This is a genomic window from Stenotrophomonas sp. MH181796, assembly GCF_009659995.1.
Classification (GTDB): Bacteria; Pseudomonadota; Gammaproteobacteria; order Xanthomonadales; family Xanthomonadaceae; genus Stenotrophomonas; species Stenotrophomonas riyadhensis.
Genome location: NZ_RAHU01000001.1, coordinates 24,973 through 41,151, shown reverse-complemented (window position 1 = coordinate 41,151; position 16,179 = coordinate 24,973). Strand labels below are relative to the sequence as shown.

At 67.4% G+C, this 16,179-nt stretch carries 14 protein-coding genes and 1 tRNA gene; 3 read left to right on the top strand and 12 right to left on the bottom strand.

Annotation, left to right across the window (positions count from 1 at the left end):
- Positions 1-178: 178 nt before the first annotated feature.
- The 4 genes from hemW to rph are packed head-to-tail and all read right to left on the bottom strand — an operon-like array spanning position 179 to position 3,166.
- Complete coding sequence (gene hemW / locus D5301_RS00165; RefSeq protein ID WP_162622093.1) at positions 179-1,405, bottom strand: radical SAM family heme chaperone HemW; 1,227 nt, start codon at positions 1,403-1,405, stop codon at positions 179-181.
- A gap of 56 nt (positions 1,406-1,461) precedes the next feature.
- Positions 1,462-2,058, bottom strand: a complete 597-nt coding sequence (gene rdgB / locus D5301_RS00160; protein ID WP_049446541.1) for an RdgB/HAM1 family non-canonical purine NTP pyrophosphatase — start codon at positions 2,056-2,058, stop codon at positions 1,462-1,464.
- Positions 2,055-2,444 (bottom strand): VOC family protein, encoded by a 390-nt coding sequence (locus tag D5301_RS00155; RefSeq protein ID WP_110713495.1) that lies wholly within the window; start codon positions 2,442-2,444, stop codon positions 2,055-2,057. Before D5301_RS00155 ends, rdgB begins: the two co-directional genes overlap by 4 nt.
- Positions 2,441-3,166 (bottom strand): ribonuclease PH, encoded by a 726-nt coding sequence (gene rph / locus D5301_RS00150; RefSeq protein ID WP_049426699.1) that lies wholly within the window; start codon positions 3,164-3,166, stop codon positions 2,441-2,443. Before rph ends, D5301_RS00155 begins: the two co-directional genes overlap by 4 nt.
- Before the next feature lie 124 nt (positions 3,167-3,290).
- Between rph and D5301_RS00145 the strand changes: the two genes are divergently transcribed.
- Positions 3,291-4,151 (top strand): YicC/YloC family endoribonuclease, encoded by an 861-nt coding sequence (locus tag D5301_RS00145; protein WP_106469017.1) that lies wholly within the window; start codon positions 3,291-3,293, stop codon positions 4,149-4,151.
- A gap of 57 nt (positions 4,152-4,208) precedes the next feature.
- Here D5301_RS00145 and selD read toward each other — a convergent pair whose 3' ends face one another.
- The 8 genes from selD to fdnG form a co-directional block, all read right to left on the bottom strand.
- Positions 4,209-5,288 (bottom strand): selenide, water dikinase SelD, encoded by a 1,080-nt coding sequence (gene selD / locus D5301_RS00140; RefSeq protein WP_153854447.1) that lies wholly within the window; start codon positions 5,286-5,288, stop codon positions 4,209-4,211.
- 26 nt (positions 5,289-5,314) lie between these two features.
- Positions 5,315-5,410: transfer RNA gene (locus D5301_RS00135), tRNA-Sec, on the bottom strand.
- Positions 5,411-5,434: 24 nt separating this feature from the next.
- The gene (selB, locus tag D5301_RS00130; protein WP_153854446.1) at positions 5,435-7,372 is read right to left on the bottom strand and encodes a selenocysteine-specific translation elongation factor; all 1,938 of its coding nucleotides are present in this window, start codon (positions 7,370-7,372) and stop codon (positions 5,435-5,437) included.
- Positions 7,369-8,796 (bottom strand): L-seryl-tRNA(Sec) selenium transferase, encoded by a 1,428-nt coding sequence (selA, locus tag D5301_RS00125; RefSeq protein WP_153854445.1) that lies wholly within the window; start codon positions 8,794-8,796, stop codon positions 7,369-7,371. The genes selB and selA overlap by 4 nt, the downstream gene beginning before the upstream one ends.
- Positions 8,797-8,800: 4 nt before the next feature.
- Positions 8,801-9,784 (bottom strand): formate dehydrogenase accessory protein FdhE, encoded by a 984-nt coding sequence (gene fdhE, locus D5301_RS00120; RefSeq protein ID WP_153854444.1) that lies wholly within the window; start codon positions 9,782-9,784, stop codon positions 8,801-8,803.
- A 389-nt stretch (positions 9,785-10,173) separates the two neighbouring features.
- Entirely contained in the window at positions 10,174-10,821 is a 648-nt protein-coding gene (locus D5301_RS00115) for a formate dehydrogenase subunit gamma (RefSeq protein WP_153854443.1), read from the bottom strand.
- Positions 10,818-11,732 carry a formate dehydrogenase subunit beta gene (gene fdxH, locus D5301_RS00110; RefSeq protein WP_097049444.1) on the bottom strand — a complete coding sequence of 305 codons (915 nt, stop codon included), beginning with the start codon at positions 11,730-11,732 and terminating at the stop codon, positions 10,818-10,820. Before fdxH ends, D5301_RS00115 begins: the two co-directional genes overlap by 4 nt.
- 10 nt (positions 11,733-11,742) lie before the next feature.
- The gene (fdnG, locus tag D5301_RS00105) at positions 11,743-14,811 is read right to left on the bottom strand and encodes a formate dehydrogenase-N subunit alpha (protein WP_153854442.1); all 3,069 of its coding nucleotides are present in this window, start codon (positions 14,809-14,811) and stop codon (positions 11,743-11,745) included.
- Positions 14,812-15,101: 290 nt separating this feature from the next.
- On the opposite strand from fdnG, the gene gmk reads away from it, so the two are divergent.
- Both gmk and rpoZ read left to right on the top strand, forming a co-directional pair.
- Positions 15,102-15,767 carry a guanylate kinase gene (gene gmk, locus D5301_RS00100; protein WP_110713473.1) on the top strand — a complete coding sequence of 222 codons (666 nt, stop codon included), beginning with the start codon at positions 15,102-15,104 and terminating at the stop codon, positions 15,765-15,767.
- A 110-nt stretch (positions 15,768-15,877) separates the two neighbouring features.
- Positions 15,878-16,177: a DNA-directed RNA polymerase subunit omega gene (gene rpoZ / locus D5301_RS00095; RefSeq protein WP_005410877.1), complete on the top strand. Its 300-nt coding sequence runs from the start codon at positions 15,878-15,880 to the stop codon at positions 16,175-16,177.
- The last annotated feature ends 2 nt before the right edge of the window (positions 16,178-16,179 follow it).

Below are 16,179 nucleotides of genomic sequence, written 5' to 3'. Positions count from 1 at the left end.
GCGGATCGATCTTGTGAATCTACCGTGTCGGCCGCAGTCGGCGCTACTTTAGGGTGAATGTGCATCCCATTCGCCAGGCATGGCCCGACCGATGAACGGTAGTGCCGGCCGCTGGCCGGCAATCCGCGCCGATCGAGCTGCCGGCCAGCGGCCGGCACTACCCCCTGTCAGGCGAGGATCACTCCTCCAGGAACAGGCTCACCACATCGTTGGTGAATCGGCGGCCCAGCTCGGTCGGCTGCACATGGCCATCCGTCACCTCCAGCCAGCCGCGCTGCACGGCCTCGGCCAGCGGTGCATCGAGCACGCGGCGCGGCAGCCCGGTGCGCGACTCGAAATCGCGCAGGCCGAAGCCTTCATGCAGGCGCAGCAGATTCAGCATGTACTCGAAGGGCAGGCGCTCGGCTGCGATCACATCGTCACCGCCGAACGAGGCCGGGGTACCCGCGCTGTCCAGATAAGCCTGCGGATGCTTCAGCTTCCAGCGTCGCAGCACGTGTTCCTCGGCACCCGAACTGATCTTGCCGTGCGCGCCGGCACCGATGCCCAGGTAGTCGCCGAAACGCCAGTAGTTCAGGTTGTGCGCGCTCTGCCGGCCAGGGCGTGCGTAGGCGCTCACCTCGTACTGGCCGAAACCGGCCTGCGCCAGCAGGGCCTGGCAGTGTTCCTGCATGTCCCAGGCATTGTCTTCATCGGGAATGCCCTGCGGCGGCCGCGCGAAGAACACCGTGTTCGGTTCCAGGGTCAGCTGGTAGTGCGAGATATGCGCCGGCTGCAGTGCGAACGCGCGCTCCAGATCGGCCTCGGCGCCGGCCAGGGTCTGTTCCGGCAGCGCGTACATCAGGTCGATGTTGAAGTTGTCGTAGCCCGCGTCCTGCGCCATCTTCACCGCGCGCTCGGCTTCGCCACTGTCGTGGATGCGGCCCAGGCGCTTGAGCATCGCATCGTCGAAACTCTGGATGCCGAAGCTGAGGCGGTTCACGCCGGCCGCGCGGTAGCGGTCGAAACGGCCATGCTCGGCCGTGCCCGGGTTGGTTTCCAGGGTGATTTCGGCGTTGGGTGCGAAGCGCAGGCGTGCGCTGGCCTGTTGCAGGAAACGGTCGATTGCTTCCGGCGGGAACAGGCTGGGTGTGCCGCCACCGAAGAACACGCTGTGCACCACCCGGCCCCAGACCAGCGGCAGGTCCTGGTCGAGATCGCGCAGCAGCGCATCGATGTAGGCGTCGAACGGCAGTTCGCCCTTGGCCTGGTGCGAATTGAAATCGCAGTACGGGCACTTGCGCACGCACCACGGCAGGTGCACGTACAGCGACAGCGGTGGTGGCACCAGTCGCGGCGGGCTGTCGTGGTCAGCGGAGCAGGCTTCGCCGGGCAGGTGGTTGCAGTGGTCGTGGGCGTGCGGCATGGGCTTCTTCGGTAGTGCCGGCCGCTGGCCGGCTTCCCTGGTTCGATCGGGTGGCGTCAGTACAGCGTCGCCAGCTGCTGCTTGAGCTGTTGCAGGGCAATGGCACGGTGGCTGATGGCGTTTTTCAGGGCCGGCTCCATCTCCGCGGCAGTCAGGCCGTGGGTGGTGTCCAGGAACACCGGGTTGTAGCCGAAACCATTCGTGCCGCGCAGTTCACGGATGATCTGCCCTTCCCAGCGACCTTCGCAGATCAGTGGCTGCGGGTCGGTGGCGTGGCGCAGCAGCACGATCACCGCATAGAAGCGGGCGCCGCGCTGGCCATCGGGAATGTCGGCCATCGCCTCCAGCAGCTTGGCGTTGTTGGCCGCGGCGTTGGTCGGGTGGCCGGCATAGCGCGCGCTGTACAGGCCGGGTGCGCCGCCGAGGGCATCGACGATCAGGCCGGAATCATCGGCCAGCGCCGGCAGGCCGGTCGCTTCGCAGGCCGCGCGCGCCTTCAGCAGCGCGTTCTCGACGAAGGTCAGGCCGGTCTCTTCCACGTCGCCCAGGCCCAGCTCGGCGGCCGAGGTGATCTGCAGCGGCAGGTCGGCGAGGATCTCCTGCATCTCCACCAGCTTGCCGGCGTTGTGGCTGGCCAGTACCAGTTTCTTCATTGACGGGGCTCCAGCAGGTCCCAGGTGTTGCCATACAGATCGCGGAACACCGCGACCGTTGCATAGGGTTCTTCGCGCGGCGCTTCCAGGAACTCGACCCCGGCGGCCAGCATCGCCGTGTGGTCGCGGTGGAAGTCATCGGTGTTGAGGAAGAAGGCGACGCGGCCACCGGTCTGGTTGCCGATGCGGCTGCGCTGTTCCTCGTCGCTGGCACGGGCCAGCAGCAGGGCGGGAGCGCTGCCGTCGGTCGGCCCCACCACCACCCAGCGCTTGTGGCCCTGGTCGATGTCCTCCAGCAGCGCGAAGCCGAGCTTGCCGGTGTACCAGGCAATGGCTTCGTCGTAGTCGGCCACCACCAGCGTGGTCAGGGCGATGCGCCGGTTCATGCCGACAGCGCTGCCTGCTGTGCGGCCAGCAGTTCGGCCACGCCCTTTTCGGCCAGGCCCAGCAGCGCATCCAGTTCGTCGCGACGGAAGGCATGGCCTTCGGCGGTGCCCTGCAGCTCGATGAAGCCACCGCCGTCGTTCATCACCACGTTCATGTCGGTGTCGCAGTCGCTGTCTTCGGCGTAGTCCAGGTCCAGCACCGGGGTGCCGCGGTACACGCCCACCGACACCGCTGCCACCGCGCCCAGGATCGGGTTGCGCTTGATGTCGCCGCGCTTCATCAGCACGTTCACCGCATCGACCAGCGCCACGTAGGCGCCGGTGATGGCGGCGGTGCGGGTGCCGCCGTCGGCCTGCAGCACGTCGCAGTCGAGGGTGATGGTGCGTTCGCCCAGCGCGTTGCGGTCCACGCAGGCACGCAGGCTGCGGCCGATCAGGCGCTGGATCTCCAGCGTGCGGCCACCCTGCTTGCCACGGGCGGCTTCACGGTCGCTGCGGGTGTGGGTGGCGCGCGGCAGCATGCCGTATTCGGCGGTCACCCAGCCCTCGCCCTTGCCGCGCAGGAAGCCCGGCACGCGGTTCTCGACGCTGGCGGTGCACAGCACACGGGTTTCACCGAAGCACACCAGCACCGAACCTTCGGCGTGGCGGGTGAAGCCGCGTTGGATGACGACCGGGCGGAGCTGGTCGGGCTGGCGGCCGCTGGGGCGGGAATCGGACATGGTGCGGGTTCCGTAATGGCGTGGGAGTACGCCGCCACGCCCGCGGCCTTCACGGGGCGGGCAAGGGGGCTCTGGTGAGGGCGCTAGGGTACCATTCCCCCTTTGCACGCACCGGACACAATCCATGATTCGAAGCATGACCGCCTACGCCGGCGGCGAGCGGGTCACCCCGTGGGGCACGCTGGGCTGCGAGCTGCGCTCGGTCAACCACCGCTTCCTGGAGGTCGGCACCCGCCTGCCCGAGGAACTGCGGGCGCTCGAGCCGCAGCTGCGCGAGCGTATCGCCGCGCGCCTGAGCCGCGGCAAGCTGGATCTGGTGATGCGCCTGCGCGCCCCGGAAGCGGCCGCCAACCTGCAGGTGGACGAGGCCCTGCTGGGCCAGCTGGGCCGCCTGGCGCACCGTCTGACCTCCGATTTCCCCAACCTGCAGGTCAGTTTCACCGACCTGCTGCAGCTGCCGGGCGTGACCCGCGGCGAGGCCACCGATGCCGCCGCCCTGCAGGTCGAGGCACTGGCCCTGCTGGACCAGGTGCTGGACGGCTTCGTCGAGGCCCGTGAGCGCGAAGGCGGCAAGTTGTCCGCGGCCATCAGCGAGCGCGTGGACGGCATCGAGCGTATCGCCACCGACGTCCGCACGCTGATTCCGGCCATTCGCGACGGCCAGCGCGCCAAGCTGGCCGCACGCCTGGCCGACCTGCCGCACCCGGTCGACCCCGGCCGCGCCGAGCAGGAACTGGTGCTGTGGCTGCAGAAGCTGGACGTGGATGAAGAACTGGACCGTCTTGGCAGCCATATCGTCGAGATCCGCCGCGTGCTCAAGCAGCGCGAGCCGGTCGGCCGTCGCCTGGACTTCCTGCTGCAGGAGTTCAACCGCGAAGCCAATACGCTGGGCTCGAAGTCGGTGGACAGCCGCACGTCCAATGCGGCGGTGGAGCTGAAGGTACTGATCGACCAGATCCGCGAACAGGTGCAGAACATCGAGTGATGCTGCATCCAGCGCTACAGCAGGGGCGCCTTCGGGCGCCCTTGCCGTTCCAGCGCCTCAGCGGACGCTGACGCCCGGCGTTCCCTCGCCCAACCGTCCCACCACGGCCGCCTGGCCGAACCCGGCGTCGTGGAAGCAGGCCAGCACCGCATCCACCGCTTCCGGCGCACAGGACACCAGCAGGCCGCCGCTGGTCTGCGGGTCGGTCAGCAGTGGCTGCCAGTGGGCGGCCAAGCCCTCGGCGAAGCGCACCTCGGCGCCATACGAGGCCCAGTTGCGGTTGGAGGCGCCGGTTACGCAGCCGCGTTGCAGCAGGTCCAAGGTCTGCGGCAGCAGCGGCACCTGGGTACTGTCCACCTCGGCAGCCACCCCACTGGCCCGGCACACTTCCAGCAGGTGGCCCAGCAGGCCGAAACCGGTGACGTCGGTCATCGCGTGCACGCCGTCCAGCGCAGCCAGTGGCACGCCGACAGTGTTCAGGCGCGTGGTCGACTCGATCATCTGCCGGTACCCGTCGGCGTCCAGCACTTCCTTCTTCAGTGCTGACGAATACACGCCCACGCCCAACGGCTTGCCCAGCACCAGCACATCGCCGGCGCGGGCATCGGCATTGCGCTTGAGGCGTTGCGGATCGAGCACGCCGATCGCGGCCAGGCCATAGATGGGTTCCACCGAATCGATGCTGTGGCCACCAGCCACCACGATGCCGGCATCAGCGCAGGCGCGTTCGCCGCCCTGCAGGATGCCGCGGATGGTGTCCTGCGGCAGCGTGTTGATCGGCATGCCGACGATGGCCAGCGCGAACAATGGCCGCGCGCCCATCGCGTACAGGTCCGACAGCGCATTGGTGGCGGCGATGCGGCCGAAGTCGAACGGGTCGTCGACAATCGGCATGAAGAAGTCGGTGGTGGCGACGATTGCCTGCCGGTCATCGAGGCGATACACCGCGGCGTCGTCGCTGGTCTCGCGGCCGACCAGCAGCTCGGCCGGTGCCGGAAGCGCTGGAACGCCACGCAGCAGTTCGGTCAGCACGCCGGGCGCGATCTTGCAGCCGCAGCCACCGCCATGCGCGAGAGACGTCAGTCGTTGCGGGGCATCAGCCGTTGAAGGAGCGGGGGACTGCGCGTGCGTGGCCATGCCGACATCTCCTGCGGAAACACGAATGGCGGAAGGCAGCAGGAGTCGAACCTACCAGGGAACGATCGACGCCCCCTACTGGGTTTGAAGCCCAGCCGCATGCCCGGATGCGCATGCCTTCCGAAAGTACGGCGGTACCGGTGGGCTCAGTCGCGGGCTGCGTTCCACTGCAGGTCGCCGCGCGGCCGATGCTGGTCACCGACGCGTCGAGTGTAGCCAACGCGATTGAAGAACTCCAAGATCTGGATGCTGCGTTTGCGGCCCAGGCCGATGGCATCGCGGAAGGCCGCCGCATCCACCGTGCCGGTGGCCTGTGACAGCTGCGCGACAATCGCGGCCAGCTCGGCGATGCGGGCCGGCGCATAGAACAGGTCCGGCACCACCTGGAACAGTTCACCACGTGCGGCGGCGCGGCGCAGGACCGCGCGGACCTCATCTTCGGCCAGACCGACGTCGGCGGCCAGGGTGCGCACCCACGGTGGATCGAAGCCACCGGCGTGCAGTTGCGGCAGCACGCGTTCCAGCAGGAGACGTTCGCGTTCCGGTGGCACATGGTCATGGCCGGGCAGGCGCCACCACGCGCCCACGCGCTGCAGCGTGCCATCGGCCAGCAGGTCCTGCAGCAGCGCATTCCAGAGGCTCGCTGCAAGCGAGGGCAGGGTACTGCGCTGCAGGCGCCCGCTGTCGACACCGGGTTCGTCCGGGCGTCGCTCGTGCCAGCCGCGCAGCGAGGTGATCACCTGCTCGCGCAGTGCCTGCCAGTGCGGTGCGAGGATGATCACTGTGTCATCGCGGGTCGCGATGCGTCGCGCGTCCTCGGGCAGGTCGATGCGGTCGGCGGCGCGTCGGCAATAGCGTTGCAGCGCAGTGAGGGGAATGCCGGCAGGTGCCTGCTGCAGCAGCGGGACAACACCGGCACCGGCCGCCAGCTGCTCCAGTGCCGCCAGCCAGGCCAGCCGTGCAGGACTGCGCCGACGCCGCTGCGGAGGATCCGGATCGAGCACGACGCCACCGCCCAGTGTGTGGGTGGCCGCTGAATCACGGGCGATGAAACGATCGCCACACATCGCGCAGACCGGTGCATCGAACACCAGCTGCACCAACTGACCATCGCCGTGGTCGTGGTCGTGGTCTTCCAGCAGCACCATATGCGCCTGCCGGTGCATCGTGCCCCAGTGGATGTGCAGCGGTGACCAGTCGCGCAGTGGCGGCGCCAGTGCGGAAAGCCGCAGCCGCACATCAACGCGGGTGGTGGCCAGCAGCGCGCGTGGATCGGCGATCCAGTCGCCCCGGTGGATGTCGTCGCGGGCGATGGCGGCCAGGTTCAGCGCGCAGCGTTGCCCAGCCATCGCGTGCTCGCTGGCCTGGTTCTGCGCGTGGATGCTGCGCACGCGCACGTCGGTGGCGGCCGGCATCAGCTGTAGATGCTCACCCACCGCCGCGATGCCGCCATGCACCGCGCCGGTCACCAGCGTGCCGTGGCCGGCCAGCGAGAACACGCGGTCCACCGGCATGCGGAACAGTTCGCTGCGCAGTTCGGCCTGGCGTGTGCTGGCATCGTCCGCCGCCCACGCGTGCAGCTGGGTACGCAGTGCGTTGATGCCGGCATCGTCGGGTGCGGTGCTGTTGCAGGCGAACAGAGGGGAATCCTGCAGCGGTGTCGCGGCCAGCAGCGCGGCAATCTCGATCTCGACCCGGGCGAGGCGCGCCGCATCCACACGGTCGATCTTGGTCAGGGCCACCGCACCACGATCCACGCCCAGCAGCTGCAGGATCGCCAGATGCTCGCGGGTCTGTGGCATCACGCCGTCGTCGGCAGCGATCACCAGCAGAGCGACATCGATACCCGTGGCGCCGGCCACCATCGTATGCACGAAGCGCTCATGGCCTGGCACGTCGACGAAGCCCAGCGTCGCGGCGGGGCCTTCGACGTGCCTGCTTTCCACCGGGACATAGGCGTAGCCCAGTTCGATCGATATACCGCGCGTTCGCTCTTCCTGCAGGCGATCGGTTTCGATGCCGGTCAGTGCGCGTACCAGGCTGGTTTTGCCATGGTCGATATGCCCGGCGGTGCCGACGATCATGCCTGCAGCGTGCTCCACTGGGCGAGGAAGTCGGCTTCGTCGGCCGGTTCCAGGCAGCGCAGGTCCAGCCACAGCGCGTCATCGGCAATGCGGCCCAGCACGGGCCGCGGCAGCTGACGCAAGCGCTTGGCCAGGCGATCCAGTCCGCCACGGCGCGCGCTGGTAATGCGCAGTCCGGCGCTGGCCAGCTGCGCCTGTGGCTGGGCGCCGCTGCCGATCTGGCTCTGCATTGGTGACCGTTCAAGATCGTAGTCGGCCGCGAGCACGGAACGCATCGGCTGCAGCAGGCGCTGAGCCTGCACGTCGAGGTCCTCCTGCGTGCGTGACAGGGTGCGCAGGGTCGGCAGTCGCTGTGCCAGCAGCTCCGGCTCGCGGTACAGGGCCAGCACCGCTTCCAGTGCGGCCAGGCCCATCTTGTCCATGCGCAGTGCCCGCTTCAGCGGGTTGCGGTTGATCCGCGCGATCAGGTCGGCGCGGCCGGCGATGATGCCGGCCTGCGGACCACCCAGCAGCTTGTCGCCACTGAACGACACCAGGTCGGCGCCGGCCGCCAGCGTTTCCTGCACGGTGGGCTCGTGCGGCAGGCCGAAGGCCGCCAGATCACACAGGCTGCCACTGCCCAGGTCCACCACCAGCGGCAGGCCATGCTCGTGCGCGATCGCGGCCATCGCCGCGGTGTCGACCTTGGCGGTGAAGCCGGTGATCGCGTAGTTGCTGGCGTGCACCTCCATCAGCAGCGCGGTGCGCGTGCCGATGGCATTGGCGAAGTCAGCCGGATGGGTACGGTTGGTGGTGCCGACTTCCAGCAGCCGCGCACCGGCACTGCGCATCACGTCGGGAATGCGGAAGGCGCCACCGATCTCCACCAGCTCGCCGCGTGACACCACCACGTCGCGGCGGTTGGCCAGGCTGTTGAGCAGCAGCAGGACCGCCGCGGCATTGTTGTTGACCACGGTGGCGGCTTCTGCGCCGGTCAGTTCGCAGATCAATGCCTGCACCCGTGCATCGCGGTCGCCGCGACGGCCGCGGCTGACGTCGAACTCCAGATCCACCGGTGCGGTCATCGCGCGGGTGACCGCGTGCACGGCGGCATCGGGCAGCAATGCGCGGCCAAGATTGGTGTGCAGCACGGTGCCGGTCAGGTTGAACATCGGCTGCAGATCCAGCCGTGCGTCAGCGGCCAGTGCGACCTCGACTGCTGCCACCAGCGCCGGGCCGTCAACCGCTTCCTGCAGCTGCGTGGCCGAGAGCTGGCCGGCGCTGATACGGTCGCGCAGCACCTGCAGGTGCGAACGCAGCAGCTGGGTGATACGGCTGCGGCCGTGGCCCTCGATCAGTGCTGCCAAGGCAGGCAGACGCAGCAACCGGTCCAGCGAGGGCAGGGCAGCGGCCGATGCCGGGGTGGGGGGGGGCGTGGCTGTCATCGCCTCACTCGCCGTCGGATTGCCACAGCAGCGGATTCTGGCTGGCGCGCGCATACCCTTCCTCGCCCAGCAGCAGGTCCAGCGCCAGCGTGCCGAGGTCGTCGGCCACCGGCTCCAGCGACGGGTCTTTCTCCAGATACAGGATCTTGCGGTAGCTGTGGCAGTGGTCGCAGGTCTCGGCGCGGACCGCGCTCTCGCGCACGGCCTCGCCGCTGTCGCCATCCACATCGGCCAGGGCGCGGTAGGCGATGTCCTTGCCGGCGGTGCCACACTGGCTGCACTGCACGCGCACGTAGTGCCACTGGCAGGCACACAGTGAGCACGACAGGTAGCGGTAGGACGCATAGGGCGGCCGCGCCTGCACCACGCTGACCACCGGCAGGGTGCCGCACAGCGGGCACAGCCCCGGTGCATCGGCCAGCGGCTTCAGGTCGGTGGGGCGGAAGCTGTCTGCCAGTACCGCCCAGTAGACCTGCAGCGCGTTCATCACCAGCAGCGCAGCCACCGCATCCACCGACGGCGCGTCATCACGTTCCAGCACCGCATGCGCTTGTGCATCCAGCCACGCGTCACCGGCAGCGGCAACGCGCTGCAGTTCCAGCCGGGTTTCCGCCGGCAGCCCGGCTTCTTCAGCGCAGTGCTGGCATAGCGTGCGCAGCCAGTCGCGCCAACGTCCATCCAGCTGAAGCGTGTTGGCCGGCCGCAACGGCATCCCGGCGCCGGCCGCCGCACTCGACTGCTGTGCACGCGCCTGTGCCTGAAGCTCCTCGCGTTGCGGCGGTGTCAGATCCTCCAGCAGCGCCTGCTGCGCATCAGCCAGCGCAGCCAGAAGCTGCAGGTAACCACCGATGGCACTGTGTCCCGCCAGACTGCGCAGCCGGTCCGCACGTCCGGCAAACAGCGACGCGGTATCGGGCAGGATGATGCGCGGAACATCGCGCGAGGCCAGCGTCTCGATCTCACCGGGTTCAAGGATGCGTTGCGCCATGCAGGGCCAGCCAGAAGAACCAGCCTCCATCCTCGCCGTTGTCAGCGCTGCCGTCCAGCGCATTGCAGGCCATTTGAAATGGTTGGGGTCAGATCCGTTTTCCATAGGAAAACGGATCTGACCCCATCGGTTGTTGCCGTGTTCATTGTGTCGACCAAGGTCGACACCCACCAACAGCAACGCAGAACGCCGTCCCGACAGATCGCAGGAACCTGTCGAAGGCGGGGTGGGTCCGGTTGCGGGGGTGTCCGCGGCATGGATGCCGCGGCCAAGCCCCCATGGAAGGGTTTACGGCGTCCCCCGCAACCGGACCCACCCCGCCATCCCACGGATAGCCGCTGTTGCTGTTGCCTTGGCTTGAAGCGGGTGCAGGGCCGCAGGCCCTGCCGCTAACCCTGTTCCCGCCGCCCGCGCAGGATGTCCCGGAACCACTGCCGGTGGTGCTTGTACGCCCACCCGTAGGTCACCTTGCCCTGGGTCATCGCCCGCACCGAACCCTTGATCCAGATCGCCGCATAGATGTGCACCACGATCGCGCACACCAGCACCCAGCCGAACAGCGCATGGGCGAGCACCGAGAAGCGGATCACCCCGATCGGGAAGAAGTGGCTGAAGTACTGCCGCCAGATCACGAAGCCGGTCAGCAGCAGCGCCGACAGGCAACCGATGATGGCCCAGAACAGCAGTTTCTGGCCGGCATTGAAGCGGCCCACCGGCGGCAGCTTCTCATCCTCGTTGCGCAGTACATCGCGCATGCCGCGCATCCACGCGCGGTCATCGGCGCTGAGGAAGTTGTCACGCCACATCCGCAGCGCCAGCAGCGCAAAGCCGATCACCATGGCCAGGCCGATGAACGGATGCAGGATGCGCGTCCACGGCCCGCCACCGAACAGCTGGGTCAGCGGGAACAGGGCAGGGTGGAACAGCGCCATCCCGGACAGCGCGGTCAGCACGAAGCAGATCGCCACGATCCAGTGGTTGATGCGGGTCGGCGCACGGTAGCGGATGATCTCGCGGGGGCGCGGGGCGCGGCTCATGACCGGTCCTCCTCGATCTTCTCGGCCTCACGCTCGGCGTGTTCTTCCTCTTCCTCGTCCACCGTGTTGCGGCCGATGCCGATGTAATGCAGGAAGCCGGCGAAGGCCGTGGCGGCGATCGCCAGCACGCCCAGCGGCTTGGCCACGCCCTTCCACACTTCCACCATCGGGCTGATGCGCGGGTCCTTGGGCAGGTCGGCGTACAGCTCGGGCTTGTCCACGTGCTGCAGCACGTACATCACATGGGTGCCGCCGACGCCCTGCGGGTCGTACAGGCCGGCGTTCTCGTAGCCACGCGATTTCAGGTCCTCCACGCGGCCGGCGGCATGCTCGGTCATCGCCTGCTTGCTGCCGAAGGTGATCGCACCGGTCGGGCAGGTCTTCACGCAGGCCGGTTCCTGGCCCACCGCCACCCGGTCCGAACACAGCGTGCACTTGTAGGCCTTGTGGTCCTTCTTGGAGATGCGCGGTACGTCGAACGGGCAACCGGTCACGCAGTAGCCGCAGCCGATGCAGTTCTCTTCCTGGAAGTCGACGATGCCGTTGGCGTACTGGATGATCGCGCCCGGCGACGGGCAGGCCTTCAGGCAGCCCGGATCGCTGCAGTGCATGCAGCCTTCCTTGCGGATCAGCCACTCCAGCTTGCCCTTCTCGTCCTCGTACTCGCGGAACTTCATCACCGTCCACGACTGTTCGCTCAGGTCGGGCGGGTTGTCGTAGCTGCCAACGCAGCTGCCGACCTCGTCGCGCAGATCATTCCACTCCATGCAGGCGACCTGGCAGGCCTTGCAGCCGATGCACTTGCTCACATCGATCAGCTTGGCGACCTGGCCGGTGTGCGCGCCACGCGCCTCCGGCGAGGGCGTGGTGGTGGCCGAGCGGCGGATGATGTCCAGGGATTGCAGTGACATGGCGTGTCTCCTACACCTTCTCGACCTTGACCAGGATGCACTTCGATTCGGGCGTCTGCGAGTTGCCGTCACCGATGGCGTTGGTCAGCGTATTGGCGATGTATCCGGGCTTGGCCGCACCGAGGAAACCCCAGTGGATCGGCACGCCCACCTGGTGCACGGTTCTGCCATCAATCTGCAGGGCCTTGATGCGCTTGGTCACCATCGCCACCGCTTCGATGTGCCCGCGCTTGGAACTGACCCGCACGCGGCTGCCGTTGTTGATGCCCAGCTCATCGGCCAACGCCGCGCCGATCTCGACGAACTGCTCGGGCTGGATGATGGCGTTCAACTTGCCGTGCTTGGTCCAGAAGTGGAAATGCTCGGTCAGGCGGTAGGTTGTGGCTACATGCGGGAACTCGTCCGGCGAACCGATCTGTGCGCGATCGCTGGCGAACACGCGGGCCGCCGGGTTGTTCAGCGTCAGTGCCTGCCCCGGGCTGAGCGGGTTGCTGCGCAGCGGTGTATCGAACGGTTCGTAGTGCTCCGGGAACGGGCCCTCGGCCATGCCAGCCTTTGCGAAGAAGCGGGCGATGCCTTCCGGATTCATGATGAACGGGCCCATGCCGCCGGCGGGATCTTCGTCCGCCTTGAAGTCCGGCACGTCCACGCTGCCCCAGTTCCTGCCGTTCCAGGCCAGCAGCGTGCGGCGCGGATCGAATGGTTGGCCAGCCACGTCGCACGACGCGCGGTTGTACATCACGCGGCGGTTGGCCGGCCATGCCCAGGCCCAGCCCAACGTGTTGCCGATGCCGGTGGGGTCGCTGTTGTCACGCCGCGCCATCATGTTGCCGGTCGGGCCCCAGGCACCGATGTAGATCCAGCAGCCGGAGGAGGTGCTGCCGTCGTCGCGCAGGTCGCCGAACGCGGCCAGCTGCTCGCCGGCCTTGCGCACCAGCTTGGTCGGGTCCTTCGGATCGAATACGTCGGCCAGCGCCTTGCCGTTGTATTCCATCGCCAGTTCTTCCGGCGTTGGCAGTTCCGGGTTGGAGTACTTCCAGGCCAGGTCGCGCACCGGCTCCCACCACGCACCGCCGTCCTTCTCGTACATCGCTTTGATGCGATGGAACAGCTCGGACATGATCTCGATGTCGCTGCGTGCTTCGCCCGGCGGATTGGCACCCTTCCAGTGCCACTGCAGCCAACGCGAGGAGTTCACCACCGCGCCGTTCTCCTCGGCGAAGGAGGTGGTCGGCAGGCGGAATACTTCGGTCTGGATCGTGCTCGGGTCGACGTCGTTCAACGCACCATGGTTCTGCCAGAAGGCAATGGTCTCGGTTTCCAGCGGGTCCATGCTGACCATGAACTTCAGCTTGGAGAACGCACTGATCAGCTTGCCCTTGTTCGGCGCCGAAGCCAGCGGGTTGAAACCCTGGCAGATGTAGCCGTGGATCTTGCCCTCGTTCATCAGCTCGTACGCCTGCAGCATGTCGTACGGCTTGTCGAGCTTGGGCAGGTGGTCGAAGCACCAGTTGTTGTCGGCGGTAGCGGCGTCGCCCCACCACGACTTCATCAGGCTGACGTGGAACTTCGGGTAGTTCTGCCAGAACGACATCTGGTTGGCGCGCAGTGGCTTCTGCGTGCGCTTGGCGATGTAAGCGTCGTAGTCCTGCTCGTCCTGTTTCGGCAGCGTCAGGTAGCCGGGCAGCAGGTCGGACATCAAGCCGATGTCGGTCAGGCCCTGGATGTTGGAATGCCCGCGCAGCGCGTTCATGCCGCCGCCGGCCACGCCGATGTTGCCCAGCAGCAGCTGCACCATGGTGCCGGCGCGCACGTTCTGCGCGCCGATCGAGTGCTGCGTCCAACCCAGCGCGTACAGGATGGTCATCGCCTTGTCCTTGCCGGCGGTGGACGCGATCATGTCCCAGACCTGGCGGATGCTGTCGGCGGGCGTGCCGCAGATGCGTTCGACCATCTCCACGGTGTAGCGCGCATAGTGCTGCTTGAGCAGGGTGTAGACGCAGCGCGGGTCCTTCAGCGTCGGGTCGCTGCGCACGAAGCCATCGTCACCGTAGGCGTAGTCCCAGCTGGAGCGGTCGTAGCTGCGCTTCTCTTCGTTGTAGCCCGAATACAGGCCGTCCTTGAAGGCGAACTCGTCCTTCACCAGGAACGACATGTCGGTGTAGTTCAGCACGTACTCGTGCTGGATGCGGTCCTCGGTCAACAGGTAGTTGATCAGGCCGCCCAGGAACACGATGTCGGTGCCGGTACGGATCGGCGCATACACGTCGGCCACCGCGGCCGAGCGGTTGAAGCGCGGATCGACCACGATCAGTCGGGCCTTGTTGTGTGCCTTCGCCTCGGTCACCCATTTGAACCCGCACGGGTGTGCCTCGGCGGCATTGCCACCCATGATCAGGATCAGGTCGGCATTCTTGATGTCGACCCAGTGATTCGTCATCGCACCACGGCCTAGCGTCGGGGCAAGACCTGCCACCGTCGGGCCGTGTCAGACACGTGCCTGGTTGTCGAATGCCAACATGCCAAGGGAGCGGACGACCTTGTGGGTCAGCACCGCGGTTTCATTGCTGGTGGCCGAGGCCGCCAGCATGCCGGTGGTCAGCCAGCGGTTGACCGTCTGCCCGGCCTCGTTCTTCTGCACGAAGTTGGCATCGCGGTCTTCCTTCATCAGCCGCGCGATGCGGTCCAGCGCATCGTCCCAGCTCAGCCGCTTCCACTCGTTCGAGCCCGGTGCGCGGTACTCGGGGTAGAGCAGGCGCGACTTGCTGTGGATGATGTCGGCCAGGCCGGCACCCTTCGGGCACAGCGTGCCGCGGTTGACCGGATGGTCCGGGTCGCCCTCGATATGGAAGATGCTCGGCTCGGCGTTCTTGGCGCCGTCGCCGAGGCTGTACATCAGGATGCCGCAGGCCACCGAACAGTATGTACAGGTGTTGCGGGTCTCGGTCGCGCGGGTCAGCTTGTATTGCCGAACCTCCGCGAGCGCGATGCCGGGCGCGAAGCCCATCAGTGCCAGGCTGGAGCCGACCAGGGTTGTCCCGGTCACTTTCAGGAACTGGCGGCGGCTCATCGAGGACATGCCGTTCTCCTGGGATGGCGGGGAGGCACGGGCCTCCGGGCTGTCGTTGGGTACGGCCCGGTTATAGCACAGGCCCCCGCACGCCCATGTGGCACAAGGCCCGGCGCCTGCCGGGCGGGCGCGGCAAGGGGCGGCTCTGGTAAAGTTGCGTGCCCGCACCCCGGGGAGTCGTCTGCCGGGCCTGGTTCCAGGATGTTCCGCGCAGCCCCCGCCGTCCTGGCGCGATCCTCCGCGCCGGATCTGGAACATCGAGGAAAAATTTTGCGAAATCAACCAGTTGGGTTCCGTGCATGAGCGCCCCGTCTACTCCGTCGGACGCCGTCGCGCGCGGCACGCTGTACATCGTTGCGGCGCCCTCCGGCGCCGGCAAGAGCAGCATCGTCAACGCCACCCTGGCGCGTGACCCGCAGATCGCCCTGTCGATCTCCTTCACCTCGCGCGCGATGCGCCCCGGTGAAGTGAACGGCCAGCACTACCACTTCGTCAGCGCCGAGAAGTTCGAACAGATGATCGCCGCCGGCGACTTCTTCGAGCATGCCTGGGTGCACGGTGACTGGAAGGGCACCGCCCGCCAGTCGGTGGAACCGCAGCTGGCCGCCGGCCAGGACGTGCTGCTGGAGATCGACTGGCAGGGCGCGCAGCAGGTGCGCCAGCTGGTGCCGGGCACGGTCACCGTGTTCATCCTGCCGCCGTCCAAGCAGGCCCTGCAGGACCGCATGCGCAAGCGCGGCCAGGACAGCGAGGCGGTCATCGCCCAGCGCCTGGGCGCGGCCCGTGACGAGATGCTGCACTTCAACGAGTTCGACTACGTGATCGTCAACGAGGTGTTCGACACCGCCGTGGACGAGCTGTGCGCCATCTTCACCGCCAGCCGGCTGCGCCGGGAGGCCCAGAAGGTCCGCCACGCTGGCCTGATCCAGGCCCTGTTGACCCCCGATCCGGGCGCAACTGACTGATTCCAAAAGAATCGGGTAGGGGTTGGCTTGATTTTGTCCAGCCCCTGCCAGTACACTCCGTCCCCTTTCCCTCATTCGATTGAGCGGCCGACCGGTCGCCGGGAGCCCGTATGGCCCGCATCACCGTAGAAGATTGCCTGGAAGTCGTTAACAACCGTTTCGAACTGGTCATGATGGCTTCCAAGCGTGCCCGCCAGCTCGCCAACGGCGTGCAGGCCACGCTGGACAACAGCGAGACCGAGGACAAGCCGACCGTGCTGGCGCTGCGCGAAATCGCTGCCCGCAAGATCGACAACGCGCTGATCGACGAAGTCGAGAAGGCCGAGCGTGAGCGCGCCGAGCGCGAAGCGCTGGAGTGGGCTGCCGCGGAAGTGGTCGCCGACGAAGACATGTCCAAGAACGACGATTGATC

Coding starts and splice junctions, on each gene's coding strand:
- rpoZ (WP_005410877.1), top strand. CDS start 15,878: ATGGCCCGCATCACCGTAGAAGATTGCCTGGAAGTCGTTAACAACCGT.
- D5301_RS00115 (WP_153854443.1), bottom strand. CDS start 10,821: ATGAGCCGCGCCCCGCGCCCCCGCGAGATCATCCGCTACCGTGCGCCG.
- fdhE (WP_153854444.1), bottom strand. CDS start 9,784: ATGGCGCAACGCATCCTTGAACCCGGTGAGATCGAGACGCTGGCCTCG.
- fdxH (WP_097049444.1), bottom strand. CDS start 11,732: ATGTCACTGCAATCCCTGGACATCATCCGCCGCTCGGCCACCACCACG.
- selA (WP_153854445.1), bottom strand. CDS start 8,796: ATGACAGCCACGCCCCCCCCCACCCCGGCATCGGCCGCTGCCCTGCCC.
- selB (WP_153854446.1), bottom strand. CDS start 7,372: ATGATCGTCGGCACCGCCGGGCATATCGACCATGGCAAAACCAGCCTG.
- D5301_RS00155 (WP_110713495.1), bottom strand. CDS start 2,444: ATGAACCGGCGCATCGCCCTGACCACGCTGGTGGTGGCCGACTACGAC.
- hemW (WP_162622093.1), bottom strand. CDS start 1,405: ATGCCGCACGCCCACGACCACTGCAACCACCTGCCCGGCGAAGCCTGC.
- rph (WP_049426699.1), bottom strand. CDS start 3,166: ATGTCCGATTCCCGCCCCAGCGGCCGCCAGCCCGACCAGCTCCGCCCG.
- D5301_RS00145 (WP_106469017.1), top strand. CDS start 3,291: ATGATTCGAAGCATGACCGCCTACGCCGGCGGCGAGCGGGTCACCCCG.
- selD (WP_153854447.1), bottom strand. CDS start 5,288: ATGGCCACGCACGCGCAGTCCCCCGCTCCTTCAACGGCTGATGCCCCG.
- rdgB (WP_049446541.1), bottom strand. CDS start 2,058: ATGAAGAAACTGGTACTGGCCAGCCACAACGCCGGCAAGCTGGTGGAG.
- gmk (WP_110713473.1), top strand. CDS start 15,102: ATGAGCGCCCCGTCTACTCCGTCGGACGCCGTCGCGCGCGGCACGCTG.